Consider the following 23,400-nt stretch of genomic DNA (forward strand, 5'->3'; position numbering starts at 1 on the left):
AGATGTCATGGCCGGGCTGACCGCCAATCCGCAGGAGGTCGAGGCCTGGCTGCGCATTGGATGGCTGGGCCTGTGTGTGCTGCCGGCCAGCTACCTTCACCTGAGCGATACGCTGTTGGAGGCCACCGGCCGCCGGTCCCGGGGCAGGCGCCGTCTGGCCGTCCGCCTGGGTTATGGGTTCAGCATGGTTTTCGTGCTGTTGGTCGGGATTGGAGACACGCTCGTCGACGAATTGACGATCGCCGACGAAGGCGCCATCTTCCTGAGCACCGGCCCAGGGATCTGGGTATTTGCCGCCTTCTTGGCAGTCACCCTCGGACTGACGGGGCTGAACCTGTGGCGGGCGTACCGCCGCTGCCTGACCAGCGCCAGCCGGCGGCGGATGGGGTACTTGATGGCAGGCAGCATCCCTCCGATGCTGGGCGCCTTGCCGCTCGTCAGCTTCGGGCTGCTGCCGATGCTGCAGCAGCCGGTGATCTTCTGGAGCCTGAACGCAGCGCTGAATGTGGCGGTCGCCGTCTCCATGGTCCTCATCGCGTATGTCGTCGCTTACTTCGGCGTCAGCGTCCCGGACCGGGTCGTCAAGAGCCGCCTGTTCCAATGGATCCTGCGCGGGCCGGTGGTGGCCTCGAGTGTGCTGGCGGTTACGGTCACAGTCAACCGGGCAGCCGTGTTCTTCGGTCTGGAGAACAGCCGGGTGGTTCCATTTGCGATGGTATCGACGCTGCTCATCCTGCAGTGGATCATCACCCTGGTCCGCCCCTCGCTGGAGCGTACCCTCTTCTACGGGGAGGACCGGCGGGATATCGAACGCCTGCAGATCCTGGAGCAGCGGCTTCTGACGAGTGGGGACCTGCAGCAGTTCTTGGAATCGGTCTTGAATGCGGCCTGTGACGTCAGCGGCGCCTCGTCGTCGTTCGTGGCCGTGATCGGCCAGCAAGGCCTCGAGCTTGAGGTCAGCGTCGGCCCCGATGACCCGCTGCACGGTGAGGAGGACCTGCCGGCGATGATGGTGTCCGAGAATCGCCGCCAGGTCGAACCGCTGGGGAGTGTGTTCGTGTGGGGCAGGTACTGGTTGATCCCGCTGAACGCCCACGAGACTGCAGAGCTGATCGGGCTAATGGGCCTGTGCACTCCCGAGGCGCCGGAATCGATGGCGGAGGAGCAGGCTGAACTGCTGCGGATGCTGGCGGATCGGGCGGTGGTCGCCCTGACCGACCGGCTGCTGCAGCGCGAGGTCTTCCAGGCGGTAGACCGCCTGGTTGTTCAAGTCGACCAGATTCAGCGTCTGCGGGCTGCGGCCCGCTACAACGGCGTTCAGGTGTTTGGAGAGGAACCCGATCTTGGCAGCGGCCAGGCGGACTTGGCGGCGTTGGTGCGGGATGCCCTCAGCCACTACTGGGGAGGCCCAAGGCTGACCTCCAGTCCACTGCTGCGGCTGATCGTCGTGCGCGAGGCGATTGATGACCAGGGTGGGAACCCAGTCAATGGGCTGCGCGAGATCCTGCGGCGTGGAATCGAACGCGTCCGCCCGGAAGGGGAGCGGCGCTTCACTGCCGAGTGGATGTTGTACAACATCCTGGAGATGAAGTTCCTTGAAGGCAGAAAGGTCCGGGACATTGCGATGCGACTGGCGATGTCGGAGGCCGATCTTTATCGCAAGCAGCGGGTGGCCATCGAAGCCGTCGCTCGCGCCATCAACGATATGGAGCGGGAGGCACTCCAATCCAATGGTCGGAGGCCGGCGCCGCGCTGACGGAACATGCGGCGAGGGCCAGACTTGTGGCGCCAGCCTGCGAGTGCTTGATGCTGCCGGCGCACCGACTCCGGGATTGGGCGAAGGACGGCCCGGCCTGGCCCCGGCGTCCTGAGTTGCGGAATGGGGCAATTCCGGTATCCTACTGGATTGCGGTGGGGGTCTGGGTTCCACACGAGACTGATGGCGCGAGGCGAATGATGGGGTCGGTCGTGGGGAAATGGGAAGACTGCGGAGGCGCTCCGCCTCCGATGGACGATGCCTGGTGGGCGTCCTTGCTCAGCGATGATGAACACAACGCCCCCCCGCTGAAACGAATGGCAGGCAGAGACGAAGACCGGGTAGGGCAACCCCTCTGCCAGGCGGACTGGGCCTGGGCACGCCAGCTGTATGAGACCGACGCCATTGCTAGCCTGGTCGTGCTGGGATGCAACCGTGGCGGGCTTCTGATCGAAGCCCGCTCGTTGCGTGGATTTGTGCCGGTTTCTCATCTGGTGGAAATAGAGCCCTCGACTGAGGAGGCGCAGCGGACAACCTTGCTCGCGCGCTATGCCGGCAAGTCGATCTCGGTCAAGGTTATCGAATATGATCCGGAGCGCGGCCGTCTCGTGTTCTCGGAACGTGCGGCTCAAGCAGCTCCCGGGCAGAGAAACCAGCTTCTCGCCACGCTGGAGGTCGGGGCACGGACGCAGGGGGTCGTCACCAATGTCACGCGCTTCGGGGTCTTCCTGGACCTGGGCGGACTCGAAGGGCTGATCCATGTGTCGGAGCTCTCCTGGGGGCGAGTGAGCCATCCTGCGGACGTTGTCCGCTGCGGGCAGACGCTTGAAGTCAAGGTGATCTCGATCGACCGCGACCAAGGAAGGGTGGCGCTGAGCTTGAAGGAGATGCTTCCAGACCCATGGCAGACGGTAGAGGCGCGCTACCACGTCGGAGACGTGGTCGAGGGCACGGTCACCAACATCGTCCGCTTCGGGGCCTTCGTGGCGATTGAGGAGGGGCTGGAGGGACTGCTCCATTCCTCTGAGATCGGGGAGGGAATCGAGAAGTCCCAGTGCGGCACGCTTGGAGAGGGGGACCGGGTGCGGGCGCGGATTATCCACGTCGATGCCGCCGAGCGCAGACTCGGGTTGAGCCTTCGCCAGGCGCCTCCTTGCGCGGCCGTCTCGGAGGAACCGGTGTCGGAGCACGAATGGCAAACGCTTTCGGCGCCGTAGCCTGCGGGTGCCTTGAAGCTGCCGGGCGCCTGTTGACCGCGCCCGGTCTTTCTTTGTCCCAGGGACACCGTCTGAGGCAGCGCTGATTGCCATGAACCTGCGCCGAGCCCCGCGCTCCTCGCCGCCGTCCACGAGTCGCTCCGAGTTGGTCGAGCGGCTGCGCTCCTGGTTGGATGAGCTGTTGGCCCTGGCGGCGACCGTCGTGGCCTTGTTGGTTCTGCTGGGGCTGCTGGGGTTGAGCCACGGCGTTGTGATCGATGCCCTCTCCGTCGAACTCAGGCGATGGTTGGGTTGGGGGGCATGGAGCCTGCCGGTTCTGCTCGGGTTGGGGGCGGGTGCCTTGTGGCTGCGCGCTCTCGACCGGCCTCCCGACATCCCGTGGCGGCGGGTGATTGCCATCGAGCTCGCCGTGATCGGGGTGCTCGGTCTGCTGGCGTTGGCCGACGGGCTGTCCCTGACCCAGGCCGAGGCTGGCGGGGGCGGGGGCTTGATTGGCTGGGGCCTGGCAAGGTTGCTGACCGACTCCTTCGGCAGAATCGTGGGTGCAGCGCTCCTTCTGGCAATCCTTGTCCTGGCCGGCGTCTACTTGCTCCGCGACCGTCGCCGCCACGCCGAACGCCCACGCCCACACGCCCGGCTGGCCTCTGGCGCCGAGACAGCCGCAATCACCCAGGCAGCTCCTGGCGGCGCCCCATCTGCCTCCCCCGTGTCCCCCAAGGCGGCCCGCCTGCCGTCGGAATTCCGCAAGTCCTTTAGGGTCGAGCCAATCCATGCGGAAAGACCGGCCAAGTCGGTTCGCCGCGACAAGACGCTCCCATCGCTGGAACTGCTGGAGATGGATGAACCGCCCAGGGTGACCGCCAAGGAGGTCAATCAGACGGCAGGCCTGATCGAAAAGACACTGGCGGACTTCGGGCTGCCGGCAAAGGTTCTGGACTTCCGCGCCGGCCCCGCCGTCACGCAGTTCGCCGTCGAGCCGGGGTTCACGGAGCATGTCGCCCCAGATGGCGAGAGCAAGCGCCAGAAGGTCCGGGTGTCGCAGATCTCGTCCCTGGCGGATGACCTGGCTCTGGCGCTCTCGGCACCGACCGTACGGATCGAGGCCCCGGTCCCGGGACAAGCCTATGTCGGGATCGAAGTCCCAAACCGGCGGGCGGCCATGGTGCGGCTGGGCCCGCTCCTGCGCAGTGAGGCCTTTCAGTCCGTGCCGTCCTCCCTGGCGATTGCCTTGGGGCGGGATGTGGCGGGCCAGGCAATCGTCGCCGATCTGGCGGCGATGCCGCACCTGTTGATCGCCGGGACGACGGGCTCCGGCAAATCGGTGTGCATCACTGCTCTCACTGTTTGTCTGGTGATGACCAATGCACCCGAGGAGCTGCGGCTGGTGATGATCGATCCGAAGATGGTTGAGCTGGTGCGCTTCAACGGCCTGCCGCATCTGATGGGGAAGGTGGAGACTGACCTGGAGCGGATCACCGGAGTGCTGCGCTGGTGCACGATGGAGATGGACCGGCGCTACCGCCTGCTGGAGGAAGCGAAGGCCCGAGAGATCGAGTCCTACAATCAGAAGATGCGCCGGCGCACGGAAGGTGAGCCGCTGCCCCGGATCGTTGTCCTGGTGGATGAGCTTGCCGATCTGATGATGATGGCGCCGGATCAGACCGAGCGCACGCTCGTGCGGCTGGCACAGATGGCGCGGGCGGTCGGGATCCATTTGGTGGTCGCCACGCAGCGGCCCAGCACCGATATTGTCACCGGGCTAATCAAGGCCAACTTCCCGGCTCGAATCTCCTTTGCTGTAGCCTCCGGGGTCGATTCGCGCGTGATCCTCGACACCCAGGGGGCAGAGAGCCTGCTGGGCAAGGGGGATATGCTCTTCCTCTCGGCGGAGGCCTCGGCGCCGGTGCGGCTGCAGGGTGCCTACGTCAGCGACAAGGAGATCGAGAAGGTGGTGGACGCCTGGCGCACTGGACGGGAGGACGACTCCCAGGGTCCGGCGGCGATCGCGCCCTGGGAGGAAGGGCTGACCCTGCGCGGCAGTAAGGAAGATGCGGATGACGTGCTCGAGCGGGCAATTGAGGTTGTGCGCCAGTCCGGCCAGGCTAGCGCTTCGATGCTTCAACGCCGTCTGCGGATCGGATATCCCCGCGCCGCTCGGTTAATGGACGAGCTGGAGGAGATGGGGCTCGTCGGACGAGTTCAAGCCGGCGGGCGCACGCGCGAGGTCCTGCTCAACGACGCAGGCGAGGAGGAGGGCGAGGCCTGAGGGAGGCGGCGCCTGTGGTCCGTCTCGGATAGCATGCCTTGACGCTTCCCGCCTCGGCCGTTACGATTGCCGGAGGCATTCCGGAGGAGTTCTCGATGCAAGTCAATGAGGCTGTTCGACCCCGTCTATCCCTGTCCGACCGCTTTCGCAAGTGGTTCAAGTGGTTCTTGGATCCCACCGCCGCATTCCTTAATCGCCACGGGGTTCATCCGAACACGGTCTCCCTGTTTGGCTTCGTCGGCACGATCGTGGGCGCCTGCCTGGTGGCCATCGGTCAGATCCGGCTGGGCGGGCTGGTGATCCTGCTGATGGCCCCGATTGACGCCATTGACGGGTCGATGGCCAGGCAGCGCGGGGTCAAATCGCGCTTTGGCGCCTTTGTCGACTCGGTCACGGATCGCTACTCCGAGTTGGTGGTGTACTTCGCCTTGTTGGTCTACTACACCGGCCTCGGAGATCGAATGATGACTCTGGTTGTGTTCCTGGCAGCCGCCGGCTCATTGCTGGTGTCCTACATCCGGGCGCGGGCCGAGGCAGTGGAGTTTGACGCCCGTGGCGGGCTGCTGTCTCGTCTGGAGCGCTACCTGATCCTGTGCCCGGCCATGATCCTGGGCATCGCCCACATCGGCATTGCGATCATCGCCTTGCTGGCCAATGTGACAGCGGTACAGCGGATCTACGCCGTCCGCCGCCAGGCCGCCGGAACCCCAGGGGCAGAACATGTACGTTGATCCGTACGGCATCCACCTCGGCCCGCTCTACTTTCGGTTCTACGGCCTCATCATCATGCTGGGGGCCTTGGCAGCGACCTATCTCGCTGGCCGCCTGCTCCGACGGAGAGGCTATGACTCGTCTCTGGCCTGGGATGGGTTGATTTGGGCGTTGATCTTCGGCATCATCGGCGCCCGGCTGTGGCACGTCTTCACGCCATCCCAGTCGCAGATCGAGGCCGGGATCACGACTGCCTACTACTTGACTCATCCTCTCGATCTCCTGGATACGCGCCAGGGCGGCCTGGGGATCCCGGGCGCTGTGATCGGCGGGATCGCCGGCCTGGCGATCTTCGCCCACCGCCGCAAGCTGTCGCTGGCGATGATGCTCGATGTGGCCTCTCCCGGCCTGGCCCTGGCGCAGGGGATCGGCCGCTTCGGCAACTACGTGAACCAGGAGCTGTACGGTCCCCCGAGTGACCTGCCCTGGGCGATCCCCATCCGCCCCGAGAACCGGCTGCCGGGCTATGAAGCCTTTGAGCGCTTCCATCCGCTGTTCCTTTATGAGGCCCTGTTCAACTTCGCCAACGCAGCCTTCTTGTACTTCCTCGACAAGAAGTACGCCGGGAAACTTCTCCCCGGAGATCTCTTCCTGGTGTACCTGATCACTTACCCGATGGCGCGGTTCCTGCTCGAGTACATCCGTCTGGACATTTCTCCGGCGTTCGGCCTGAACTTCAACCAGGCCTTCATGTTGGGAGTCGCCCTCACCAGTGCCGCGGCACTGCTTTTCCGCCACCGCCGCAAGCCTGTCGCAGCCTGACCCCCGGCCGGGGCGGGTTTTGGGCAGGGCCTTGCCCTGGGAGCGTTGTCGGATTGTTGCCCCCTCCGGGCGGGTGCTAGAATCCACTCGATGGCACAAGTCCTAATCGAGTGCGACGGGCTGAGCAAACGATTCGGTAGCCTGATAGCGGTCGATGATGTCAGCTTCCGCGTCGAGGCCGGTGAGGTGATGGCGCTGTTGGGCCCGAACGGCGCCGGCAAGACCACGACCCTTCGGATGGTGGCCTCGATCCTCACGCCCAGCAGCGGCCGCGCCGCCGTCAACGGTTTCGACACCGTCACGCAGCCGGATCAAGTGCGGCGCTCGGTCGGCCTGCTGACCGAGCACCATGGGCTGTACACCCGCATGCGGGCCGAGGAATACCTGGCTTTCTTCGGGCGTGCCTACGGCCTGACGGAGAGCGAGATCGCCAGCCGCGCCTCGGAGCTGTTGTCGAGGCTGGATCTCGAAGACAGCCGCAGCCGGCGCCTGGGGGAGTTCTCCAAAGGAATGCGGCAGAAGCTGGCCCTGGCCCGGGCCCTGCTGCACGATCCCCGCGTCCTCCTGTTGGATGAACCCACCTCGGCCATGGATCCGGCCAGCGCCCGACTGGTGCGGGATGCGATTCGCGCCCTGCGCGGCGGGGAGCGGGCGGTCGTCGTCTCGACCCACAATCTGGCGGAAGCCGAGATGCTGGCGGACCGGATCGCCATCATCCGCCGCGGGCAGTTGATCGAGCAAGGCACACCAACGGACCTGAAGGAGCGTGTCCTGGGTTGCGCCGTCATGGAGCTGCGTCTGACTCAGCCCCTCGACGGCCACGCACGGGTCCTTCCCCGGCAGGTTCGCCTGCTCGACTCCGGCGATCGCTGGTTGCGCTATGAAACCGACGACCCGGTGCGGGACAATCCTGCGCTCCTCCGCTCGCTGGCCCAGGCCGGCGCCTCGGTGTTGTCACTTGGAGAGCAGCCGCGCTCGCTGGAAGAGGTGTATCTGAAGGTCATGGGCGGCCTGCCGTCGTCGGAAAGCGCTGGCGAATGACCTCGATTGCGGGCGGCGGCGCTCGGGCCACGTCTGCCTCGTGGCTGGTCGCGCGGCGTGAGCTGCGCGACTTCCTGCGGGATTGGCGGCTGCTCGGGCCGATCCTGCTGCTGACAATCTTCTTCCCGTGGCTGATGAACCTGACGGCGCGCATGGCGGTCAACTTCGTCACGCGCTACGGGGCGCCGCTGGTGGCTGAACGCTTGATCCCCTTCCTGCTGCTGGTGGTGGGGTTCTTCCCGATCTCGTTCTGTCTAGTGATCGCGCTGGAGAGCTTCGCCGGCGAACGGGAACGACAGTCCATCGAGCCGCTGTTGGCGGCGCCCATCTCCAACCACGATCTGTACCTGGGAAAGATGACGGCAGCCTTGGTGCCCCCGCTGGCGGCGGCCTTCCTGGGGATTGGCGTTTACCTCGTCGGCCTGTGGCTGCAGGTTGGCTGGGTGCCGACGCCGAGCCTGCTGGCGCAAATCCTGCTGCTGACCACAGCCCAGGCGTTCGTCATGGTGGGCGCGGCGGTAGTAATTTCCTCGCAGACCACATCGGTCCGGGCGGCCAATCTGCTGGCGTCCTTCATCATCATCCCCGCCGCTCAGCTGATCATCCTGGAGAGCATGGTGATGTTCTGGGGGCGGTACGACGTGCTGTGGGGGATCGTGCTGGCCTTGGTGGTATGCGCCGTACTCCTGACGCGCATCGGGATCCACCTGTTCAACCGTGAGGAACTGCTGGGCCGGGAAATCGACCTGCTGGACCTGCGCTGGGCCGGCCGAGTGCTGCGCGAGTCATTCCACGCCGGGGCTCGCACACCCTGGAGCTGGTACCGAGGATTGTTCTCTCACTCACTGCCCAAGCTCAAAGTGCCGGCAGTGGTCGTGGCTCTCGCCATGGGCTTCGCCTTCTTGATCGGTGTCAGGTTGGCTTCAACCTTCACGCTGCCGCTCGGGGCGCTGCCGTTCGGGCAGGCGCCGGAGGGGGCCGTCTTCGACATGAAGAGCTTTGGCCTGTTCACCGGCCAGGGCTGGGCTTGGGTATTCACCAACAACGTCCGGGCAATCCTGATCGCCTCCTTCCTGGGCGCCTTCACCTTCGGAGTCGCCGGCATCGTGCTGCTGATGGCTCCGATAGGGATCATCGGCTACTTCGCCGGCAACCTGGCGATTGCCGGGCTGAATGCCCCGATCCTGATCGGCGGGCTGGTGGCGCCCCACGGCCTGGCGGAGATTCCGGCTGTCATCCTGGCGGGCGCAGCTATCTTGCGCCTGGGGCTGGCCTGGGTTAGCCTGCCGCAGGGCACTTCACTCGGAGAGAGCTGGTTGCGTGCGGTGAGCGAGTGGGCGCGCGTCGGCCTTGGGCTGGTCTTGCCGCTGCTGGCGATCGCCGCGGCACTTGAAGTCTTTGTCACGCCCCTGGTTGCGATCCGCGTGCTGACAGGGTCCTAGCATGGCGCGATTGGTGTTGCTGGGCACAGCCAGTGCGGTCCCGGATCCAGTGCATGAGAACACCCATCTGGCGGTGGTCGGGGACCAGGGCACGGTGCTGGTCGACTGCGTCGGCACCCCCGCCGTGCGCCTGCCCCAAGCCGGGATCGCCATCGAATCGGTCACCGATCTGGTGGCGACACACTTCCACCCGGATCATGTGGCCGGCATTCCCCTGCTGCTGATGAATATGTGGCTGAGCGGTCGACGTGAGGGCCTGCGTATCTACGGGCTGCACCACTGCTTGAAGCGGGTGGAGGACATGATGGCCTCATACAACTGGGAGAACTGGCCGGATTTCTTCCCGGTGGCGTTCCATCGCCTTCCCGAGCGAGAGCGGATGCCGCTGCTCGAGACCGACGAGGTGAGGATCCTCGCCTCCCCGGTGCGTCATCTGATTCCCACCATCGGGCTGCGCTTCGAGGGCAAGGTCAGCGGGCGGTCGATCGCCTACTCCTGCGATACCGAGCCGTGTCAGATGGTGGTCGAACTGGCCCGCGGGGCCGACCTGCTGATCCACGAGGCTTCGGGCGCTAGCGCCGGACATTCGACGGCCGCCCAGGCGGGCTCCATCGCCCGCGAGGCGGGGGTAAGGTCGCTGCTGCTGATCCACTACTCCCCTGGAGAGGGCGACGCCCTTCGCCGAGAGGCCAGTGCCGAGTTCGCCGGAGAGGTGGCCCTGGCACAGGACTTGGCTTCCTTCGAGTTGTAGCGAGTAGGGGATCGGGCGGGGCGATCGGTAGCCCTCGGCAGAGTCGTCAGGCAGGCCGAACCCCGCGCAGTCATTTTCCGGCCGCTAGCCGTCCGGAGTCCGGTCAGTCGGCGTTCGACGGCCGCAGCGTGGCGTGCAGAAAGCGGAAGTCGCCTCGGGCCGGGAGCAGGTCGACCACCTCCAAGACGACGAAGCGACGCCTTCCCAGGGTCACCCGGTCGCCGACTCGCGGCGGCTGGTCGGCATTCAGAATTGCGCCAGGATGCTCCTCGCCGGCGACCACGTAGCTGACCTTGTAAACCGGCGCCATGGCCTCACCTGCCCGTCAGGTTGCGGTGGCGGAGCTTGAACGACAGGTCCGCCGCCATATTGCGCATGACCAGGTAGCCTAGGCGGTAGTCCTGCTCACAGAGCTCCGTGAACTGCTCGCGGTGGATCGCCTGAAGGACCGTTGGATCGGAGATGGCCTTCACGCTGGCGCTGCGCGGACCATAGTCGACAAGCGTCATCTCGCCGATCAGTTGCCCACGCCCGAGATTGACTACCGCCCGCGGATTGGCTCCACCGGCCGGGGTGCTAGGGATCACCTCAACCCAGCCCTCGCAGATCACGAACATCTCCTCACCCGGCTCGCCTTGCTGAGTGATGGTGTCGCCGGAGTGGCATACGCGCTCGGCACACAGGCCGGCGACCGCCTGGAGCTCGTCCGGCGTCAGTCCTTCGAACAGCTCAACCTTCTGCAGCAGGGGTACGAGGTCCATGTCCACCTCCTCATGGCGGACGCTGAAGCACGGGCGCAAGAAACCTGCCTCTCGATTGTACCGGAGAAAACCGGCCGGGCAACCGGGGCCTTCCCGGCCTGGTCCCTCGGTCTGGCTGTGGTAAAATCGTACATGCTCCCCGCAAGAGGCTGCGAAGCTTCCCCATGAACGAGCAACACCCTGGAACGAACGCACCGGCATTGCTGTACGGGGCCGAGGATGACTCTTGGCGCCTGCCCAGCGAATCAGGCGGCGTGTGGAAAGCCCGACGCGGCGCTCATATCTGGAGGCCGCCGACCGATGTCTTTGAACGCGACGATGCCTATGTAGTGATGGTGGAAGTCGCCGGGATGCGGGGCGGCGAGTTCGCGGTGAACCTGGAGAACCGATTGCTGTGGATCCGAGGCACGCGCAGCGACACTGCCGTCACCAAGGCATACCATCAGATGGAGATCGCCTATGGCGAGTTTGAAACCGCTGTGGGTATCCCCGCGCCCGTCGACGCCGCCCGGATCGAGGCCGTGTACACCGATGGATTCCTGCGGGTTATGCTTCCCAAGAGCTCACCCAAGTCGGTCAGGATCACGGGCTAGCCGCGCATGCCTGAGCTCGCCCAGCCGGCCCCCGGACGCGAACCGCTCGCAGTGGAGCCGGCGGTCGACCCCCTGCGCACCTGGCGGGCAGCGCTGTCTGAGTCATCCTTCATCCCGGTCCAGCATGAAGGCGAACCCGAAGCGCCGCCCGTCGAAGCCTTGCTGACGGAGGACATCCCCAAGGAGATCCCGATCCTTCCGCTGCGCGGCCTGGTGGTGTATCCCCATACTGCCGTGCCGCTGACGATCGGCCAGCCGCGATCGATCAAGCTGGTCGATGAGGTCGCCGGCAGCTCGCGGGTGCTGGGCCTGGTGGCTTCCAAGAACCCCGAGTTGGACCAGCCCGGTCCGGCCGATCTGTACACCTACGGCACCGTGGGAATGATTCAGCGCCTGTTCCGGGCGCCGGACGGGACCATCCGTCTGATCGTCCATGGGTTGACGCGGTTCCGGCTGGAGGAATTCACTTCGCTCGAGCCGTACCTCAAGGCGCGCGTGGCGCTGATGCCGGAGACCGTCGAGGCCGGGCTAGAAATGGAAGCGCAAGTCCGGGCGGCAAAAGATCAGTTTCAGAAGATCGCTGAGCTGGCGCCGGCGCTGCCGCGGGAGATCATCAGCAGCGTCCTGATGCTGGAAGATCCTTTGCACGTTGCATACACCATTACCAACTATCAGCGGATGGAATTGGCTGAGGCCCAGGCTATCCTGGAGGAGGATTCGGCACTCGCCAAGCTCAAGCGGCTGAATTCGTTGCTTGGGCGGGAGGTCGAGGTGCTCTCGCTCGGGCAGCAGATCCAACAGCAAGCGCGGACGGAGATCGAGAAGGTCCAGCGCGAGTATTTCCTGCGCGAGCAGTTGAAGGCGATCCAACGCGAGCTGGGCGAGGGCGATGAGCAGGCTGCCGAGGCCGAGGAGTTCCGGCAGAAGCTGGCCGCAGCCGGGATGCCGGAGGAGGCCGAGAAGCAGGCCCGGCGTGAGCTCGATCGGCTGACGCGTCTGCCGACGGCCGCCGCCGAGTATGGGGTGATCCGGACCTACCTGGATTGGCTGGTCTCCCTGCCGTGGGCCGCCACCACGCAGGACAACCTGGAGCTAGCCCATGCCCGCGCCGTGCTGGATGCGGATCACTACGCCCTGCAGGACGTCAAGCAGCGCATTCTCGAGTACCTCGCCGTCCGCAAACTCCGGCAGGAACGGAAGGCGCAGGACGAGGTGCCCTCGACCGACGAAATCCGCCGAGAGCGCGAGGGCGTGATCCTGTGCTTTGTTGGGCCCCCCGGCGTCGGCAAGACCTCGCTCGGGCGTTCGATTGCCCGAGCCATGAACCGCAAGTTCATCCGAGCATCGCTGGGCGGGGTGCATGACGAAGCGGAGATCCGCGGCCACCGCCGGACCTACATCGGCGCCTTGCCGGGAAGGATCCTGCAGGCGTTGCGCCGGATCGAATCGCGCAACCCGGTGTTCATGCTGGACGAGATCGACAAGCTGGGCCAGGATTTCCGCGGGGATCCCGCCTCGGCGCTGCTGGAGGTGCTCGACCCCGAGCAGAATCGGGAGTTCCGTGACCACTACCTGGAAGTCGCCTTCGACCTGTCTCAGGTGATGTTTATCACCACTGCCAACTGGCTGGAGACGATCCCGGCGCCTCTGCTCGACCGGATGGAGGTCATCCAGATCTCGGGCTATACCGAGTGGGAGAAGATCGCCATCGCCCGCGGCTACCTGGTTCCGCGCCAGCTGCGCGAGAATGGACTGGCGACACCCGAGCTCAGTCTGACCGATGCCGCGCTGGGAGCGATCATCCGGTCGTACACGCGGGAAGCGGGAGTGCGCAACCTCGAGCGCGCGATCGGGCGGGTGGCGCGCAAGGTGGCCACCGAGGTCGCCGAGGGCAAGTCGGTCTCGGTCACGGTCGATGCCAACCAGCTGGCCGCGCATCTCGGCAAGCCCCGCTTCTTCGGCACGGAGGAGCTCGCCGAGCGGACCTCGCTGCCGGGGGTTGCTGCCGGCCTGGCGTGGACACCAGCCGGCGGGGATGTACTGTTCGTCGAGGCCACCGCTATGCCTGGCGGGAAGGACTTCCAGCTCACTGGTTCACTCGGCCAGGTGATGCAGGAGTCGGCGCGCGCCGCCATGTCCTACGTGCGCTCGGTATCCAAGTCGATCGGTATTGCGGACTCGTTCTGGAAGACGCACGACATCCATCTGCATATCCCGGCCGGGGCCCAGCCCAAGGATGGTCCTTCTGCCGGGGTGACCATGGCGGTGGCGCTGGCCTCGCTGGCGACCGGCCGACCGGTCCGGTCGGATGTCGGGATGACCGGCGAGATCACGCTGCGGGGGAAGGTGCTTCCGATCGGAGGCGTGAAAGAGAAGGTCCTGGCAGCCCATCGGGCGGAGCTGCGGCAGGTGATCTTGCCCAAGCGCAACGAGGCCGATCTGGATGACGTGCCAGAGGAGATCCGGCGCCAAATGGACTTCGCCCTCGTCGATACGGTTGGCGAAGTGCTGGATGCCAGCCTCGAAGCCCGCGTTCCGACCCCTCGGAAGCGTACCGCCGGCCGCAGGCCAGGCAGGGGGGTCAAGCGAAATGCAGTCGCGCCCCCGCGGCCGGCCCTTGCGGTGAAAGCCCCCCCCCGGGGGCCAAGGGGCCCAAGCCGCCGCAAGACCTCCTCCGGAGGGCGCAAGGCCTGATGCCCAGCGTGCTGCTCGTCGATGACGACCGGACGATGGTCGGCCTGCTGCACTCGCTGCTCAAACTGGATGGATTCGACGCTATCGACGGTGCAGGGGGAGTCGACTTCGTCGGCACTGCCCGCGCCGTGCGGCCGGATGCCATCCTGATGGATGTATTCCTTTCCGGCAAGGACGGGCTGCAGCTGCTGCGCAGCCTGAAGGCCGATCCGGATACGGCGGGGATCCCGGTGATCATGACCTCGGGCATGGAGATGTCTGAGGAATGCCGTCGGCTGGGGGCGGACGAGTTTCTGCTAAAACCGTACTCGCCCGATACCCTGGTCGAAGTCCTGCGACGTATCACCAATCAGACCAATGAGAACCCAACGCGATGACACGAGGAAGAACCTCCCACCCACGCAAGAAGAGCACAGCTTCTTCCCGCCAATGGCGGGTGATGGATCTGCATGTACATACTTCGGCGTCGGCCGACTACCAGGAGCCAACGGTCACGATGCTAGACCTGCTCAAGCGGGCAAAGGCCCGCGGGCTGGACATCCTGGGGATCGCGGATCACAACACGGTTGCCGGATATCGGAAGATGCGGTCGGAGATCGAGGATCTCGAGCTGCTCGAGAAACTCGGCCGCCTGACCCCTTCGGAGAAGGAGCGCCTGCAGGAGTACCGCGGGCTGTTCTTGAGCCTGCTGGTGCTTCCGGGCTTTGAGTTTACGGCGACCTTCGGTTTCCATGTGCTGGCCCTGTTTCCGCCGGACAAACCGGTGCGCGAACTCGAATACCTGCTACTGAAGCTCAACGTGCCGCCGGACCAACTCGACGTTGGATCGACCACGATCGGTGCGAGCAGCGACGTGCTCACCTGCTACCGCCTGATCGACGAGGCCGAGGGTTTGGTAATCGCGGCCCACGCCAACTCGACGAACGGGGTGGCCATGCGCGGCTTCCCCTTCGGCGGCCAGACCAAGATTGCCTACACCCAGGATCCTCATCTGCATTCCCTCGAAGTGACGGACCTGGGACAGGGCGGCCGACGCTCGTCGGCGGCGTTCTTCCAGGGCACCAAGCCGGAGTACCCGCGGCGGATGCACTGCATCCAGGGCTCGGACTCTCACCGGCTGCGGTCAGATCCTGACAATAAGAAGAACCTCGGGGTGGGGGACCGCTCGACCGAGGTCCTGATCTCCGACCTCAGCTTCGAGGCCTTGCGCGAGCTGTTTCACGGCAACGACTTCGCTCGAACCCGTCCCCACCGCGCGGCCGAGGATGAAGCCTTTGATTTCGTTCAGCAAGCCCGGGAAGAAGGGCCGAGCATCGTTCAGGCATTCCATGAGAGCCTGTCGACGCGGGGCGGCAAACGGTATGCAATCATCGCCGATGTGTGCGCGCTGGCCAATACGAACGGAGGCACCCTCTACGTAGGGATCTCTGCCGATCCGCGCGAACCCCCGGTCGGCGTGCAGAACGCCAAGCAGGCAGTCAAGATCATCGAGCAGGAGATCGCCAAACGCATTACGCCCCCCCTGACCTGCGGGGTCGATCTGCAGGAAACGCTCGGTAAGACCGTGCTGCGAGTGCTCATCCCGAGAGGTCCAGAGTCACCGTACGCCGTCGACGACAACACGGTGTACGTGCGCGAGGAGGTCGACACCGGGGTGGCTGTGCGGGATGAGATCGTGCAGCTTGTGCTGCGCGGCAGCGGCCCGGCGCCGGCGACCCCGGCCGAGGCTGAAGAAGCCCAGCAGGCTCAGGACACGGGCGCTCAGGTGACCCCTCCCCGCACCGGAGTGGAAGTTGTTGGCTTCGAGGAACGTCAGGGGGTGCGCTACTATACGATGCGCGACCTGCGCAACTCGAACATGGTCAAGAACGTGACCATCGCTTCCGCCCGCCGCCTTTGGCACTACGCCATCACCCGTTTCCAGAAGCTGACGGAAGACGTTTCATCCGAAATCCAGTGGACCGGGGAGCTTGGCGTTCTGGGCGATCTGCGCAAGGGCAGAGGCCGCCGGTTCGACCTAGCTCAGCGCACGCCAGAGGGTGTCCGCCTGTACTTCGGCGTGACCGAGGACGGCATCCACGGCGAGTGGAAGCGGGTTGTCGGGGCTGAGGCTGAGTAGTCCGGGCCGAGCGCCGGTGCATACTCTCCGGCCCTACCCTCGGGTTGGCGGCCTGGTTTTGCGGACCGGCGGGTGACTCGCATGTCGTTGCAGCCCCTCGCTCTCAACCTCCGAGACTACCGACATCCCGAGGACTACTCGGCGGTGAAATCGCTCTGGGAGCACTGCGGCCCCGGAGTGCAGCTCTCGCGTTCGGATCTGCCGGCGGAGATCCGGAAGAAGGTCGAGCATGATCCGGATTTGTTTGTCCTGGCCGAGCTGGATGGCGCCGTGATTGGGACGGTGGTCGGCGGATACGATGGCCGCCGGGGACTGATCTACCACTTGGCCGTCGCCCCCGCCTTTCGGCGTCGCGGGCTGGGGCGACGGCTGATGGAGGAGATCGAGGCGCGGCTCAGGCGTCGCGGCTGCCTGAAGAGCTACCTGCTGGTCGCAGATGCCGGCCAGGAGGCACTGGACTTCTACCAGGAACTGGGATGGCAGGCGATGGATGTCACGCTGATGGGCAAGGAGCTGCTGTGAGAGTCGGGATCCTGACGGTGTCTGACCGTTCCTTCCGAGGGGAGCGGCCCGATGCCAGCGGCCCACAGCTCGCCGAACGAGTGCGGGCCCTCGGCTGGCAAGATGTGCATCGGGAGATCGTTCCCGACGAGCAGGCACGGGTTGAGCAGGTGTTGACCGCCTGGGCCGACTCCGGCGAAGTCGACCTGGTCTTGACGACCGGAGGCACCGGCTTTGCCGACCGGGATCGCACGCCGGAAGCGACGCTGCGGGTGGTGGACCGCCTGGCGCCGGGGCTGGCCGAAGCGATGCGCGCCGACAGCTTGTCGCAAACGCCGCACGCCATGCTGTCGCGGGCCGTGGCCGGCATCCGCCAAAGTTGTCTGATTGTCAACCTGCCCGGAAGCCCGAAGGCCGCCTTGGAGAACCTGGCCGCCATCGAGCCGGCTCTGCCGCATGCCATCGCCCTGCTGCGCGATCCCCAGGCTGCCGAGTCCGGCCACGCCCGAACGCCCCGATCCAGGCGGGCCTGACCCCCGCGCCAGGCCGAAGTGAGGCACCGGACCTGGGTCCGAACGTTCGTCTTTGCCGTCTCCTTCGGCTTCAGCCTGCTGCACCATCGGACCGGCCGCTGATCAGACCGCAGACGACCTCGATCATGGGCGTATTCGAGATGGACCCAGCCCAGTTGGGCTAGGTGACGTCCGGTGCCCTGCTGGTCGGCGCGGGCTTGCTTCGGGTGTGGGGGACCTGTCCGACCGGTGGCCCAGGCCCGGCTGTTGGCGCTCTCCGCCTACTTCGTGCCGGGCGACATCGAGGACCTGCGTGCCTCACTCTGGGCGCGGGTGGATGAAGAGCGGGCCTAGCACAGCGAACGGCTTCGTAGTTGACGGCAGCCCCCGGGCGCTGCTGCCCTGGTCGAACACGGATCCTCGGGCCCTCGCACGGGGTCAGGATCGGCGCCGCGATTAGCGTGGCAGCCAGGGGAATGGGCCGTGTGGCCGGCGCAGCGGCTGTGGGGTGTCCTTCAGCCGACCTGCGCATAGGCACCTTGAATGACCTGGCCCCAGTTCTTGGAAGCAAGACCAGGGAGGCGTGGGCAATCTGTGAGACCCTCGCCGGGGGCGGGGCCGACAGGCGTGATCGGGGACCGCGCGCAACCCCCGCCACGGCCTCCCACATTAATCTCTGCGTCTGGCCGTGCGGTGGTCCGGCCAGCGCCCCCACGTAGCCGTCAGGCCCAGCCCCGACGGGTTGCGACCGAGGCCCACCGCCTCTACCCCTTCTGGGCGCAAGCCGGGGAACCCACTTGACAAACCGGGTCCAACTGGTAGACTACTCAGGCCCACCCCCACGGGGGGGGGATGGAGGGGGCTGATGGACAAGCAAGACACGCTGCGCCGACTGAAGTCCGTCGAGGGCCATATCCGGGGAATCGAGCGCATGGTCGAATCGGATGCCTATTGCATCGACCTGATCCGGCAGATCCAGGCTGTCCAGGGCGCCCTCAACAAGATCACAACCAACGTGCTGGACGACCATCTGCGCTCGTGCCTGATCTCGGCCGTCCGCGGGGACGATGCCGATGAACGCGAGCGTGTTCTCGAGGAGATACGCGAAGTCTACGAGATGGCTACCAAGGTCTGAGGACCGAAGGAGGAATCGTGATATCCAAGACGTACGCCGTTCCCAACATCTCCTGTGGCCACTGTGTCCACACGATTACCAGCGAGCTGACCCTGCTCGAGGGAGTCCTTGGGGTGGAGGCCTCGCAGGAGCGAAAGGACGTCAAGATCGAGTTCGACGCCCCGGCGACTGAGGAAGCCATCCGGGCGCTGATGGCCGAGATCAACTACCCGATCGCCGGCTGAGCGGGCTGCAGGGCGGGGGGTAGCGGCGATGAGCGAGGTCCGGCACCTGATCCTGCCGGTGCTCGGCATGACCTGCGCCAACTGCGTCTCGACCGTTGAGCGCAACCTCAAACGCCTCGAGGGGGTTTCCAGCGTCCAGGTCAACCTGGCCTCGGAGCGCGCCAGCGTCGAGTTCGATCCGAAGCGAACCGATGACAAGGCGATCATCGACCGCATCCGCTCGGCTGGCTACGATGTCGCCCTCGGCGAAGCCACGCTGGTGCTGCGCCGCCTGGACGATGACAGCGACGCCCGCAGGCTGGAGAGGCTTCTGGCCGGGCTGTCTGGCGTCGAGGCGGCAGCCGTCAACATAGCCAGCGAGCGGGCGGTCGTCAAGTACGTCCCGACGATCATCAGCCAGCACGAACTTCGGCAAGCCGCCCGGGGCGCGGGCTTCGATGTGCTCGAGGCCGAGGGGTCGCTCGAGGACGTCGAGCAGCAGGCTCGCCAGGCGGAGCTCCGACAGCAGAAGAAGCTGCTGCTCATCGGACTGGCCCTGACGGTGCCCCTGCTGCTGCTCTCAATGGCTCGCGACCTTGGGCTCGTTCCGCACGCCGTCGCCCATGGAGCCGGCTACACCTGGCTGCTGTTCCTTCTGGCGACTCCCGTGCAGTTCTACGTCGGCGGCTCGTACTACGTCGGCGCCTACAAGGCGCTGCGCAATCGGTCGGCCAACATGGATGTCCTGATCGTGATGGGCTCTTCGGCCGCCTATCTGTACTCCCTGCTGATCCTGTTGGGATGGGCCGAGGGCCATGTCTACTTCGAGACCGGGGCGGTGATCATCACCCTGATCCGGCTCGGCAAGTACCTCGAGGCTCGAGCGAAGGGAAAGACGAGCGACGCCATCCGCAAGCTGGTGAGCCTGCAGCCGCCTCGGGCGCGTCTCCTGCGAGGCGGGGTCGAAACCGATATCGACGTCGCCGAGGTGGTGGTTGGCGATGTGCTCGCCGTCCGGCCTGGGGAGAAGATCCCGGTGGACGGCGTGGTGGTCGATGGCCGCTCCTCCGTGGATGAATCGATGCTCACCGGGGAAGCCATGCCCATTGAGAAGAGCGTGGGCGACAAGGTGATCGGGGCAACGCTCAACCGCTCAGGCGCCTTCCGCTTTGAAGCCACCCGCGTGGGCAAGGACACGGCCCTGGCTCAGATTGTCCGGCTGGTCGAGGAGGCGCAGGCGAGCAAGGCACCGGTCCAACGGCTGGCGGACCAGGTGTCGGCGGTGTTTGTGCCGGTGGTGCTGCTGATCGCGCTGCTGACGTTCCTCGCCTGGATGTTCGTCGCCCCGGCAGCCGGCTCCCAGGCTTTCACGCGCGCTTTGATGAACAGCATCGCCGTCTTGGTCGTGGCCTGCCCCTGCGCCCTGGGGCTGGCGACGCCGACGGCGGTGATGGTCGGGACCGGAAGGGCGGCCAGCTATGGCATCCTGTTCAAGTCGAGCGAGGCTCTGGAGCGGGCCGGTAAGGTGCAAGCCGTTATCCTGGACAAGACGGGTACCCTGACCCGCGGCCAGCCGAGCGTGACGGACGTGGAGGTGGCTGAAGACTTCGGCAGCCGGGAAGACTTGCTGCGCCTGGCGGGCTCGGCCGAGGCAGCCTCTGAGCATCCTCTGGGGGAGGCGATCGTGGCCGCCGCCCGCTCCGAAGGGATGCATCTGGCGAGGCCGGACCGCTTCCAGGCGGTCGCCGGAGGCGGAGTGCAGGCCGAGGTCGAGGGTCGGCAGGTGCTGGTTGGCGCTGGGCGTTGGCTGGCTGAGGCGGGGATTGGGCCGGGCGAGATGGGGCCGGCGTACGAGCGACTGCAGTCCGAAGCGAAGACGACGGTAGGCGTGGCCATCGACGGCCGCCTGGCTGGCGTGTTGGGGATTGCCGATACCCTGAAGGAGGGCGCAGCGGAAGCCGTCGGCGAGCTGCGGGCCCTGGGGGTCAGCGTGGCAATGCTTACCGGCGACAACCGGGCCACGGCGGAGGCGGTTGGGCGAATGGCAGGGATCGACCAGGTGATTCCCGAGGTGCTTCCGGGGGAAAAGGCGGACGAGGTGCGACGGCTGCAGGCGCGCGGCGAAAGTGTGGCCATGGTCGGCGATGGGGTCAACGATGCTCCGGCCCTGGCGCAGGCGGATGTGGGGATCGCCATCGGCACCGGGACGGATGTGGCCATCGCCTCCGCTCAGGTGACGCTGATCGGCGGCAGCCTGCAGGGTGTGCCGAGGGCAATCCAGGTCTCGCGGGGCACCCTGCGCACGATCCGTCAGAACCTATTCTGGGCGTTCATTTACAACGTCCTGCTGATTCCGGCAGCCGCCCTTGGACTCATGAGCCCGATCCTGGCCGCTGGCGCCATGGCCTTCAGTTCGGTGTTCGTCGTCACAAATAGCCTGCGATTGCGCGGCCTCAAGTTGGGATGAGAAGCCCAGCCTGTTCCGGCAGAACCATGGTGTTGCCGTCGTCTAGAAGCCAATGATGCGCAGGCGTCAGGTGAGGATAGAATGGGCCCGGCGGCCGGTTGACCGGGGAAAGGCTGGATGGACATTTCCAATGTAACAATCTGGCTGGCGCTGCTCGCAGGGCTGGCCTCATTCTTGTCACCCTGCGTGCTGGCCCTGGTTCCGGCCTACCTCGGCTACCTGGGAGGGGTCTCGGTCTCACCGGAAGGGGTCGTCGTCCGCAACCGGTGGACGACCTTTTCCCACGGCTTGGCCTTCGTTCTGGGCTTCAGCGTGGTGTTCGTGTTGCTCGGTGCAGCGGCCTCGCTGGCCGGGGCCTTGCTCTACGACTTGCGAACGTGGCTGGCGCGGGTTGGCGGTCTGGTGGTGATCATCTTTGGGCTGCACACCATGGGCGTGATCCACATCCCATTCCTGAACTACGACACCCGCCGACAAGTGGCACCGGACCGGCGCTATGGGTACCTGTCGTCGGCCATGATGGGCGTGTTCTTCTCCGCCGGCTGGGCACCGTGCGTCGGGCCCGTGCTGGGGGCCGTATTGACCCTGGCCCTGAGCTCGGCAGCCCTAGGCCAGGGCGTTATCCTGCTTTCTGCCTACTCCGTCGGCCTGGCAATCCCGTTCCTGATGGCGGCGCTGGGCGTGGGGCGCATCGCCGAGCTGATGCGACGGCATGGTACTGCCGTCCGCTACGTTGCCTTTGTTTCGGGCGCCCTAATGGTCGTGGTCGGGGTGCTGCTCCTCACCGGCACGCTCGGGCGCTTGGCGCGCTTCGGTTTCTTCGTGGACTTCGGGCTGTAAGCGACCACCTTGTCCCCAAAGGCATCCGCTCCCTGGCTGCTGCTTGCCAGCGCCGTCCTCTTCGGCCTGGGAATCGGGCTGGTCGTGTTCCTCGGATTCCCGGCGGCGCCAGAGCCGCCACCGGCGGGGCTGGCGCCATCTGGGCCGGGACCGGCGCCGGTTGTCGGGGCCCCGGCACCGGACTTCACCCTCGAAACATTGGATGGCCGCTCCGTCTCGCTTTCCGACTACCGCGGCCAGGTCGTGCTCCTGAACTTCTGGGCCACGTGGTGTGGGCCGTGCAAGCTGGAAATGCCGTCGTTGGAACGGGCCCAGCAGTCGGCGGGTGCGAAAGGGTTCCAGGTGCTGGCCGTCAATTTCGATGAGTCCGAGGCCGATGTGCAGGGTTTCCAAGACGAACTAGGGTTGTCCTTCCCGCTGTTGCTCGATCCCGGAGCCGTCGTCCAGCGGCTGTATAGGGTTCTGGGCTACCCAACCAGCTACTGGATCGACCGGGACGGGACAGTCGCGGCGGTGCACATTGGTATGATGTCGGAGCGCCAGCTGGCGGACTATCTGCAGGAAATGGGGTTGGAAGCATGATGCGAGTCGTCCTGTACACCCGCCCGGAGTGCAACTTGTGTGATGAGGTGCGGGGCACCCTCGAGCGTCTGCAAGCCGAATACCCCCACCAGCTGGTTGAAGTCGATATCGATTCGGAGCCGGCTCTGCAGCAGAAGTACGCCGAGGCCATCCCGGTCGTGCTGGTAGGACCGTATACGCTGCGGGCTCCGATCGGCGAGACGGACTTGCGGGTGACGCTGGCAGCGGCGGGGGCCAGTGCCCAGTCGGACACTCCACGCTCAGGGTTCGAGCAGCGGATCGCCCTGGGTGTGAACCGGTCTATCTTGTCCTTCACCCGGCATTGGCTGGCGGTCTTCAACCTGGTGGTGTTGGTATTCGTCGGCCTGCCGTTCCTGGCGCCGGCTCTGATGAAGGCCGGCGCAACCGGACCCGCCCGCGTGATCTATACAATCTATTCGCCGCTCTGTCACCAGCTCGCCTTCCGCTCATGGTTCTTGTTCGGCGAACAAGCGGCCTACCCGCGCCAGCTGGCCGGGATGCCGGTCACTAGCTACGGCGAGGCAACCGGCCTCGATGAATACGACTACCTTGCTGCCAAGCAGTTCGTGGGCAACGAACAGGTGGGCTACAAGGTCGCCTTCTGCCAGCGGGACATCGCCATCTATGCCGGGATTCTGCTCGGGGGATTGGGCTTCGCGCTGGTGCGCGGCCGGCTGCGGCCGCCGTCGATGATGGTCTGGGTGCTGGTGGGGATTGTCCCGTTGGCCCTGGACGGGTTCTCGCAGTTGCTTTCGGCGATTCCCGGATTCCCGTTTCCTCCGAGGGAGAGCACGCCGCTGCTGAGAACGATCACCGGCCTGCTCTTCGGCCTCAGCTGCGTATGGCTGGCGTATCCGCATGCCGAGGAGGCCATGGCTGAGGCCCGCGGGGAACTTGTGACCAAGCTCAGCGGCCGGGACAAGAGCCTGGATGCCCCGCCGACGGATGACCGAGTGGTAGACTAGC

Annotated in this window: 22 protein-coding genes; 20 read left to right on the top strand and 2 right to left on the bottom strand. The window is 65.8% G+C overall.

The window, feature by feature from the left end:
- The 8 genes from MUO23_05120 to MUO23_05155 all read left to right on the top strand — a co-directional run.
- Positions 1-1,756, top strand: a 1,756-nt coding sequence (locus tag MUO23_05120; GenBank protein MCJ7512333.1) for a hypothetical protein, incomplete at its 5' end; no start/stop codon positions are given.
- A gap of 251 nt (positions 1,757-2,007) precedes the next feature.
- Positions 2,008-2,973, top strand: a complete 966-nt coding sequence (locus MUO23_05125) for a S1 RNA-binding domain-containing protein (protein MCJ7512334.1) — start codon at positions 2,008-2,010, stop codon at positions 2,971-2,973.
- A gap of 91 nt (positions 2,974-3,064) precedes the next feature.
- The gene (locus tag MUO23_05130) at positions 3,065-5,239 is read left to right on the top strand and encodes a DNA translocase FtsK (GenBank protein MCJ7512335.1); all 2,175 of its coding nucleotides are present in this window, start codon (positions 3,065-3,067) and stop codon (positions 5,237-5,239) included.
- Between the two features lie 95 nt (positions 5,240-5,334).
- Positions 5,335-5,970, top strand: coding sequence for a CDP-alcohol phosphatidyltransferase family protein (locus tag MUO23_05135; GenBank protein MCJ7512336.1), 636 nt, complete (start codon positions 5,335-5,337; stop codon positions 5,968-5,970).
- The gene (gene lgt, locus MUO23_05140) at positions 5,960-6,772 is read left to right on the top strand and encodes a prolipoprotein diacylglyceryl transferase (GenBank protein ID MCJ7512337.1); all 813 of its coding nucleotides are present in this window, start codon (positions 5,960-5,962) and stop codon (positions 6,770-6,772) included. The genes MUO23_05135 and lgt overlap by 11 nt, the downstream gene beginning before the upstream one ends.
- Positions 6,773-6,862: 90 nt before the next feature.
- The gene (locus MUO23_05145; protein MCJ7512338.1) at positions 6,863-7,813 is read left to right on the top strand and encodes an ABC transporter ATP-binding protein; all 951 of its coding nucleotides are present in this window, start codon (positions 6,863-6,865) and stop codon (positions 7,811-7,813) included.
- A complete protein-coding gene (locus tag MUO23_05150) occupies positions 7,810-9,255 on the top strand; it encodes a stage II sporulation protein M (protein ID MCJ7512339.1) in 1,446 nt (481 codons plus the stop codon). Before MUO23_05145 ends, MUO23_05150 begins: the two co-directional genes overlap by 4 nt.
- Position 9,256: 1 nt before the next feature.
- Positions 9,257-10,006 carry an MBL fold metallo-hydrolase gene (locus tag MUO23_05155; GenBank protein ID MCJ7512340.1) on the top strand — a complete coding sequence of 250 codons (750 nt, stop codon included), beginning with the start codon at positions 9,257-9,259 and terminating at the stop codon, positions 10,004-10,006.
- A gap of 103 nt (positions 10,007-10,109) precedes the next feature.
- On the opposite strand, the gene MUO23_05160 is transcribed toward MUO23_05155, so the two are convergent.
- Entirely contained in the window at positions 10,110-10,316 is a 207-nt protein-coding gene (locus tag MUO23_05160; protein MCJ7512341.1) for a hypothetical protein, read from the bottom strand.
- 4 nt (positions 10,317-10,320) lie between these two features.
- Positions 10,321-10,767, bottom strand: coding sequence for a cyclic nucleotide-binding domain-containing protein (locus MUO23_05165; GenBank protein ID MCJ7512342.1), 447 nt, complete (start codon positions 10,765-10,767; stop codon positions 10,321-10,323).
- A 164-nt stretch (positions 10,768-10,931) separates the two neighbouring features.
- Here MUO23_05165 and MUO23_05170 point away from each other — a divergent pair, with 164 nt between their 5' ends.
- From MUO23_05170 to MUO23_05225, 12 genes are all read left to right on the top strand, one after another.
- Positions 10,932-11,360: an Hsp20/alpha crystallin family protein gene (locus MUO23_05170; GenBank protein MCJ7512343.1), complete on the top strand. Its 429-nt coding sequence runs from the start codon at positions 10,932-10,934 to the stop codon at positions 11,358-11,360.
- 6 nt (positions 11,361-11,366) lie between these two features.
- Entirely contained in the window at positions 11,367-14,054 is a 2,688-nt protein-coding gene (lon, locus tag MUO23_05175) for an endopeptidase La (GenBank protein MCJ7512344.1), read from the top strand.
- Positions 14,054-14,431, top strand: a complete 378-nt coding sequence (locus tag MUO23_05180) for a response regulator (protein MCJ7512345.1) — start codon at positions 14,054-14,056, stop codon at positions 14,429-14,431. Before lon ends, MUO23_05180 begins: the two co-directional genes overlap by 1 nt.
- Complete coding sequence (locus MUO23_05185) at positions 14,428-16,173, top strand: putative DNA binding domain-containing protein (GenBank protein ID MCJ7512346.1); 1,746 nt, start codon at positions 14,428-14,430, stop codon at positions 16,171-16,173. Before MUO23_05180 ends, MUO23_05185 begins: the two co-directional genes overlap by 4 nt.
- A gap of 81 nt (positions 16,174-16,254) precedes the next feature.
- Positions 16,255-16,695: a GNAT family acetyltransferase gene (locus MUO23_05190; GenBank protein MCJ7512347.1), complete on the top strand. Its 441-nt coding sequence runs from the start codon at positions 16,255-16,257 to the stop codon at positions 16,693-16,695.
- Positions 16,692-17,207: a MogA/MoaB family molybdenum cofactor biosynthesis protein gene (locus MUO23_05195; GenBank protein ID MCJ7512348.1), complete on the top strand. Its 516-nt coding sequence runs from the start codon at positions 16,692-16,694 to the stop codon at positions 17,205-17,207. The genes MUO23_05190 and MUO23_05195 overlap by 4 nt, the downstream gene beginning before the upstream one ends.
- An 844-nt stretch (positions 17,208-18,051) precedes the next feature.
- Complete coding sequence (locus MUO23_05200; protein MCJ7512349.1) at positions 18,052-18,321, top strand: metal-sensitive transcriptional regulator; 270 nt, start codon at positions 18,052-18,054, stop codon at positions 18,319-18,321.
- 17 nt (positions 18,322-18,338) lie between these two features.
- Positions 18,339-18,545, top strand: a complete 207-nt coding sequence (locus MUO23_05205) for a heavy-metal-associated domain-containing protein (GenBank protein MCJ7512350.1) — start codon at positions 18,339-18,341, stop codon at positions 18,543-18,545.
- 28 nt (positions 18,546-18,573) lie between these two features.
- The gene (locus MUO23_05210) at positions 18,574-20,991 is read left to right on the top strand and encodes a copper-translocating P-type ATPase (protein ID MCJ7512351.1); all 2,418 of its coding nucleotides are present in this window, start codon (positions 18,574-18,576) and stop codon (positions 20,989-20,991) included.
- A gap of 117 nt (positions 20,992-21,108) precedes the next feature.
- Positions 21,109-21,831 (top strand): cytochrome c biogenesis CcdA family protein, encoded by a 723-nt coding sequence (locus tag MUO23_05215; GenBank protein MCJ7512352.1) that lies wholly within the window; start codon positions 21,109-21,111, stop codon positions 21,829-21,831.
- Between the two features lie 9 nt (positions 21,832-21,840).
- Positions 21,841-22,413 (top strand): TlpA family protein disulfide reductase, encoded by a 573-nt coding sequence (locus MUO23_05220; protein MCJ7512353.1) that lies wholly within the window; start codon positions 21,841-21,843, stop codon positions 22,411-22,413.
- Positions 22,410-23,399: a DUF2085 domain-containing protein gene (locus MUO23_05225; protein MCJ7512354.1), complete on the top strand. Its 990-nt coding sequence runs from the start codon at positions 22,410-22,412 to the stop codon at positions 23,397-23,399. The genes MUO23_05220 and MUO23_05225 overlap by 4 nt, the downstream gene beginning before the upstream one ends.
- The last annotated feature ends 1 nt before the right edge of the window (position 23,400 follow it).

Source organism: Anaerolineales bacterium, from assembly GCA_022866145.1.
Taxonomy (GTDB): domain Bacteria; phylum Chloroflexota; class Anaerolineae; order Anaerolineales; family E44-bin32; genus PFL42.

Coding starts and splice junctions, on each gene's coding strand:
- MUO23_05125 (MCJ7512334.1), top strand. CDS start 2,008: ATGGACGATGCCTGGTGGGCGTCCTTGCTCAGCGATGATGAACACAAC.
- MUO23_05130 (MCJ7512335.1), top strand. CDS start 3,065: ATGAACCTGCGCCGAGCCCCGCGCTCCTCGCCGCCGTCCACGAGTCGC.
- MUO23_05135 (MCJ7512336.1), top strand. CDS start 5,335: ATGCAAGTCAATGAGGCTGTTCGACCCCGTCTATCCCTGTCCGACCGC.
- lgt (MCJ7512337.1), top strand. CDS start 5,960: ATGTACGTTGATCCGTACGGCATCCACCTCGGCCCGCTCTACTTTCGG.
- MUO23_05145 (MCJ7512338.1), top strand. CDS start 6,863: ATGGCACAAGTCCTAATCGAGTGCGACGGGCTGAGCAAACGATTCGGT.
- MUO23_05150 (MCJ7512339.1), top strand. CDS start 7,810: ATGACCTCGATTGCGGGCGGCGGCGCTCGGGCCACGTCTGCCTCGTGG.
- MUO23_05155 (MCJ7512340.1), top strand. CDS start 9,257: ATGGCGCGATTGGTGTTGCTGGGCACAGCCAGTGCGGTCCCGGATCCA.
- MUO23_05160 (MCJ7512341.1), bottom strand. CDS start 10,316: ATGGCGCCGGTTTACAAGGTCAGCTACGTGGTCGCCGGCGAGGAGCAT.
- MUO23_05165 (MCJ7512342.1), bottom strand. CDS start 10,767: ATGGACCTCGTACCCCTGCTGCAGAAGGTTGAGCTGTTCGAAGGACTG.
- MUO23_05170 (MCJ7512343.1), top strand. CDS start 10,932: ATGAACGAGCAACACCCTGGAACGAACGCACCGGCATTGCTGTACGGG.
- lon (MCJ7512344.1), top strand. CDS start 11,367: ATGCCTGAGCTCGCCCAGCCGGCCCCCGGACGCGAACCGCTCGCAGTG.
- MUO23_05180 (MCJ7512345.1), top strand. CDS start 14,054: ATGCCCAGCGTGCTGCTCGTCGATGACGACCGGACGATGGTCGGCCTG.
- MUO23_05185 (MCJ7512346.1), top strand. CDS start 14,428: ATGACACGAGGAAGAACCTCCCACCCACGCAAGAAGAGCACAGCTTCT.
- MUO23_05190 (MCJ7512347.1), top strand. CDS start 16,255: ATGTCGTTGCAGCCCCTCGCTCTCAACCTCCGAGACTACCGACATCCC.
- MUO23_05200 (MCJ7512349.1), top strand. CDS start 18,052: ATGGACAAGCAAGACACGCTGCGCCGACTGAAGTCCGTCGAGGGCCAT.
- MUO23_05210 (MCJ7512351.1), top strand. CDS start 18,574: ATGAGCGAGGTCCGGCACCTGATCCTGCCGGTGCTCGGCATGACCTGC.
- MUO23_05215 (MCJ7512352.1), top strand. CDS start 21,109: ATGGACATTTCCAATGTAACAATCTGGCTGGCGCTGCTCGCAGGGCTG.
- MUO23_05225 (MCJ7512354.1), top strand. CDS start 22,410: ATGATGCGAGTCGTCCTGTACACCCGCCCGGAGTGCAACTTGTGTGAT.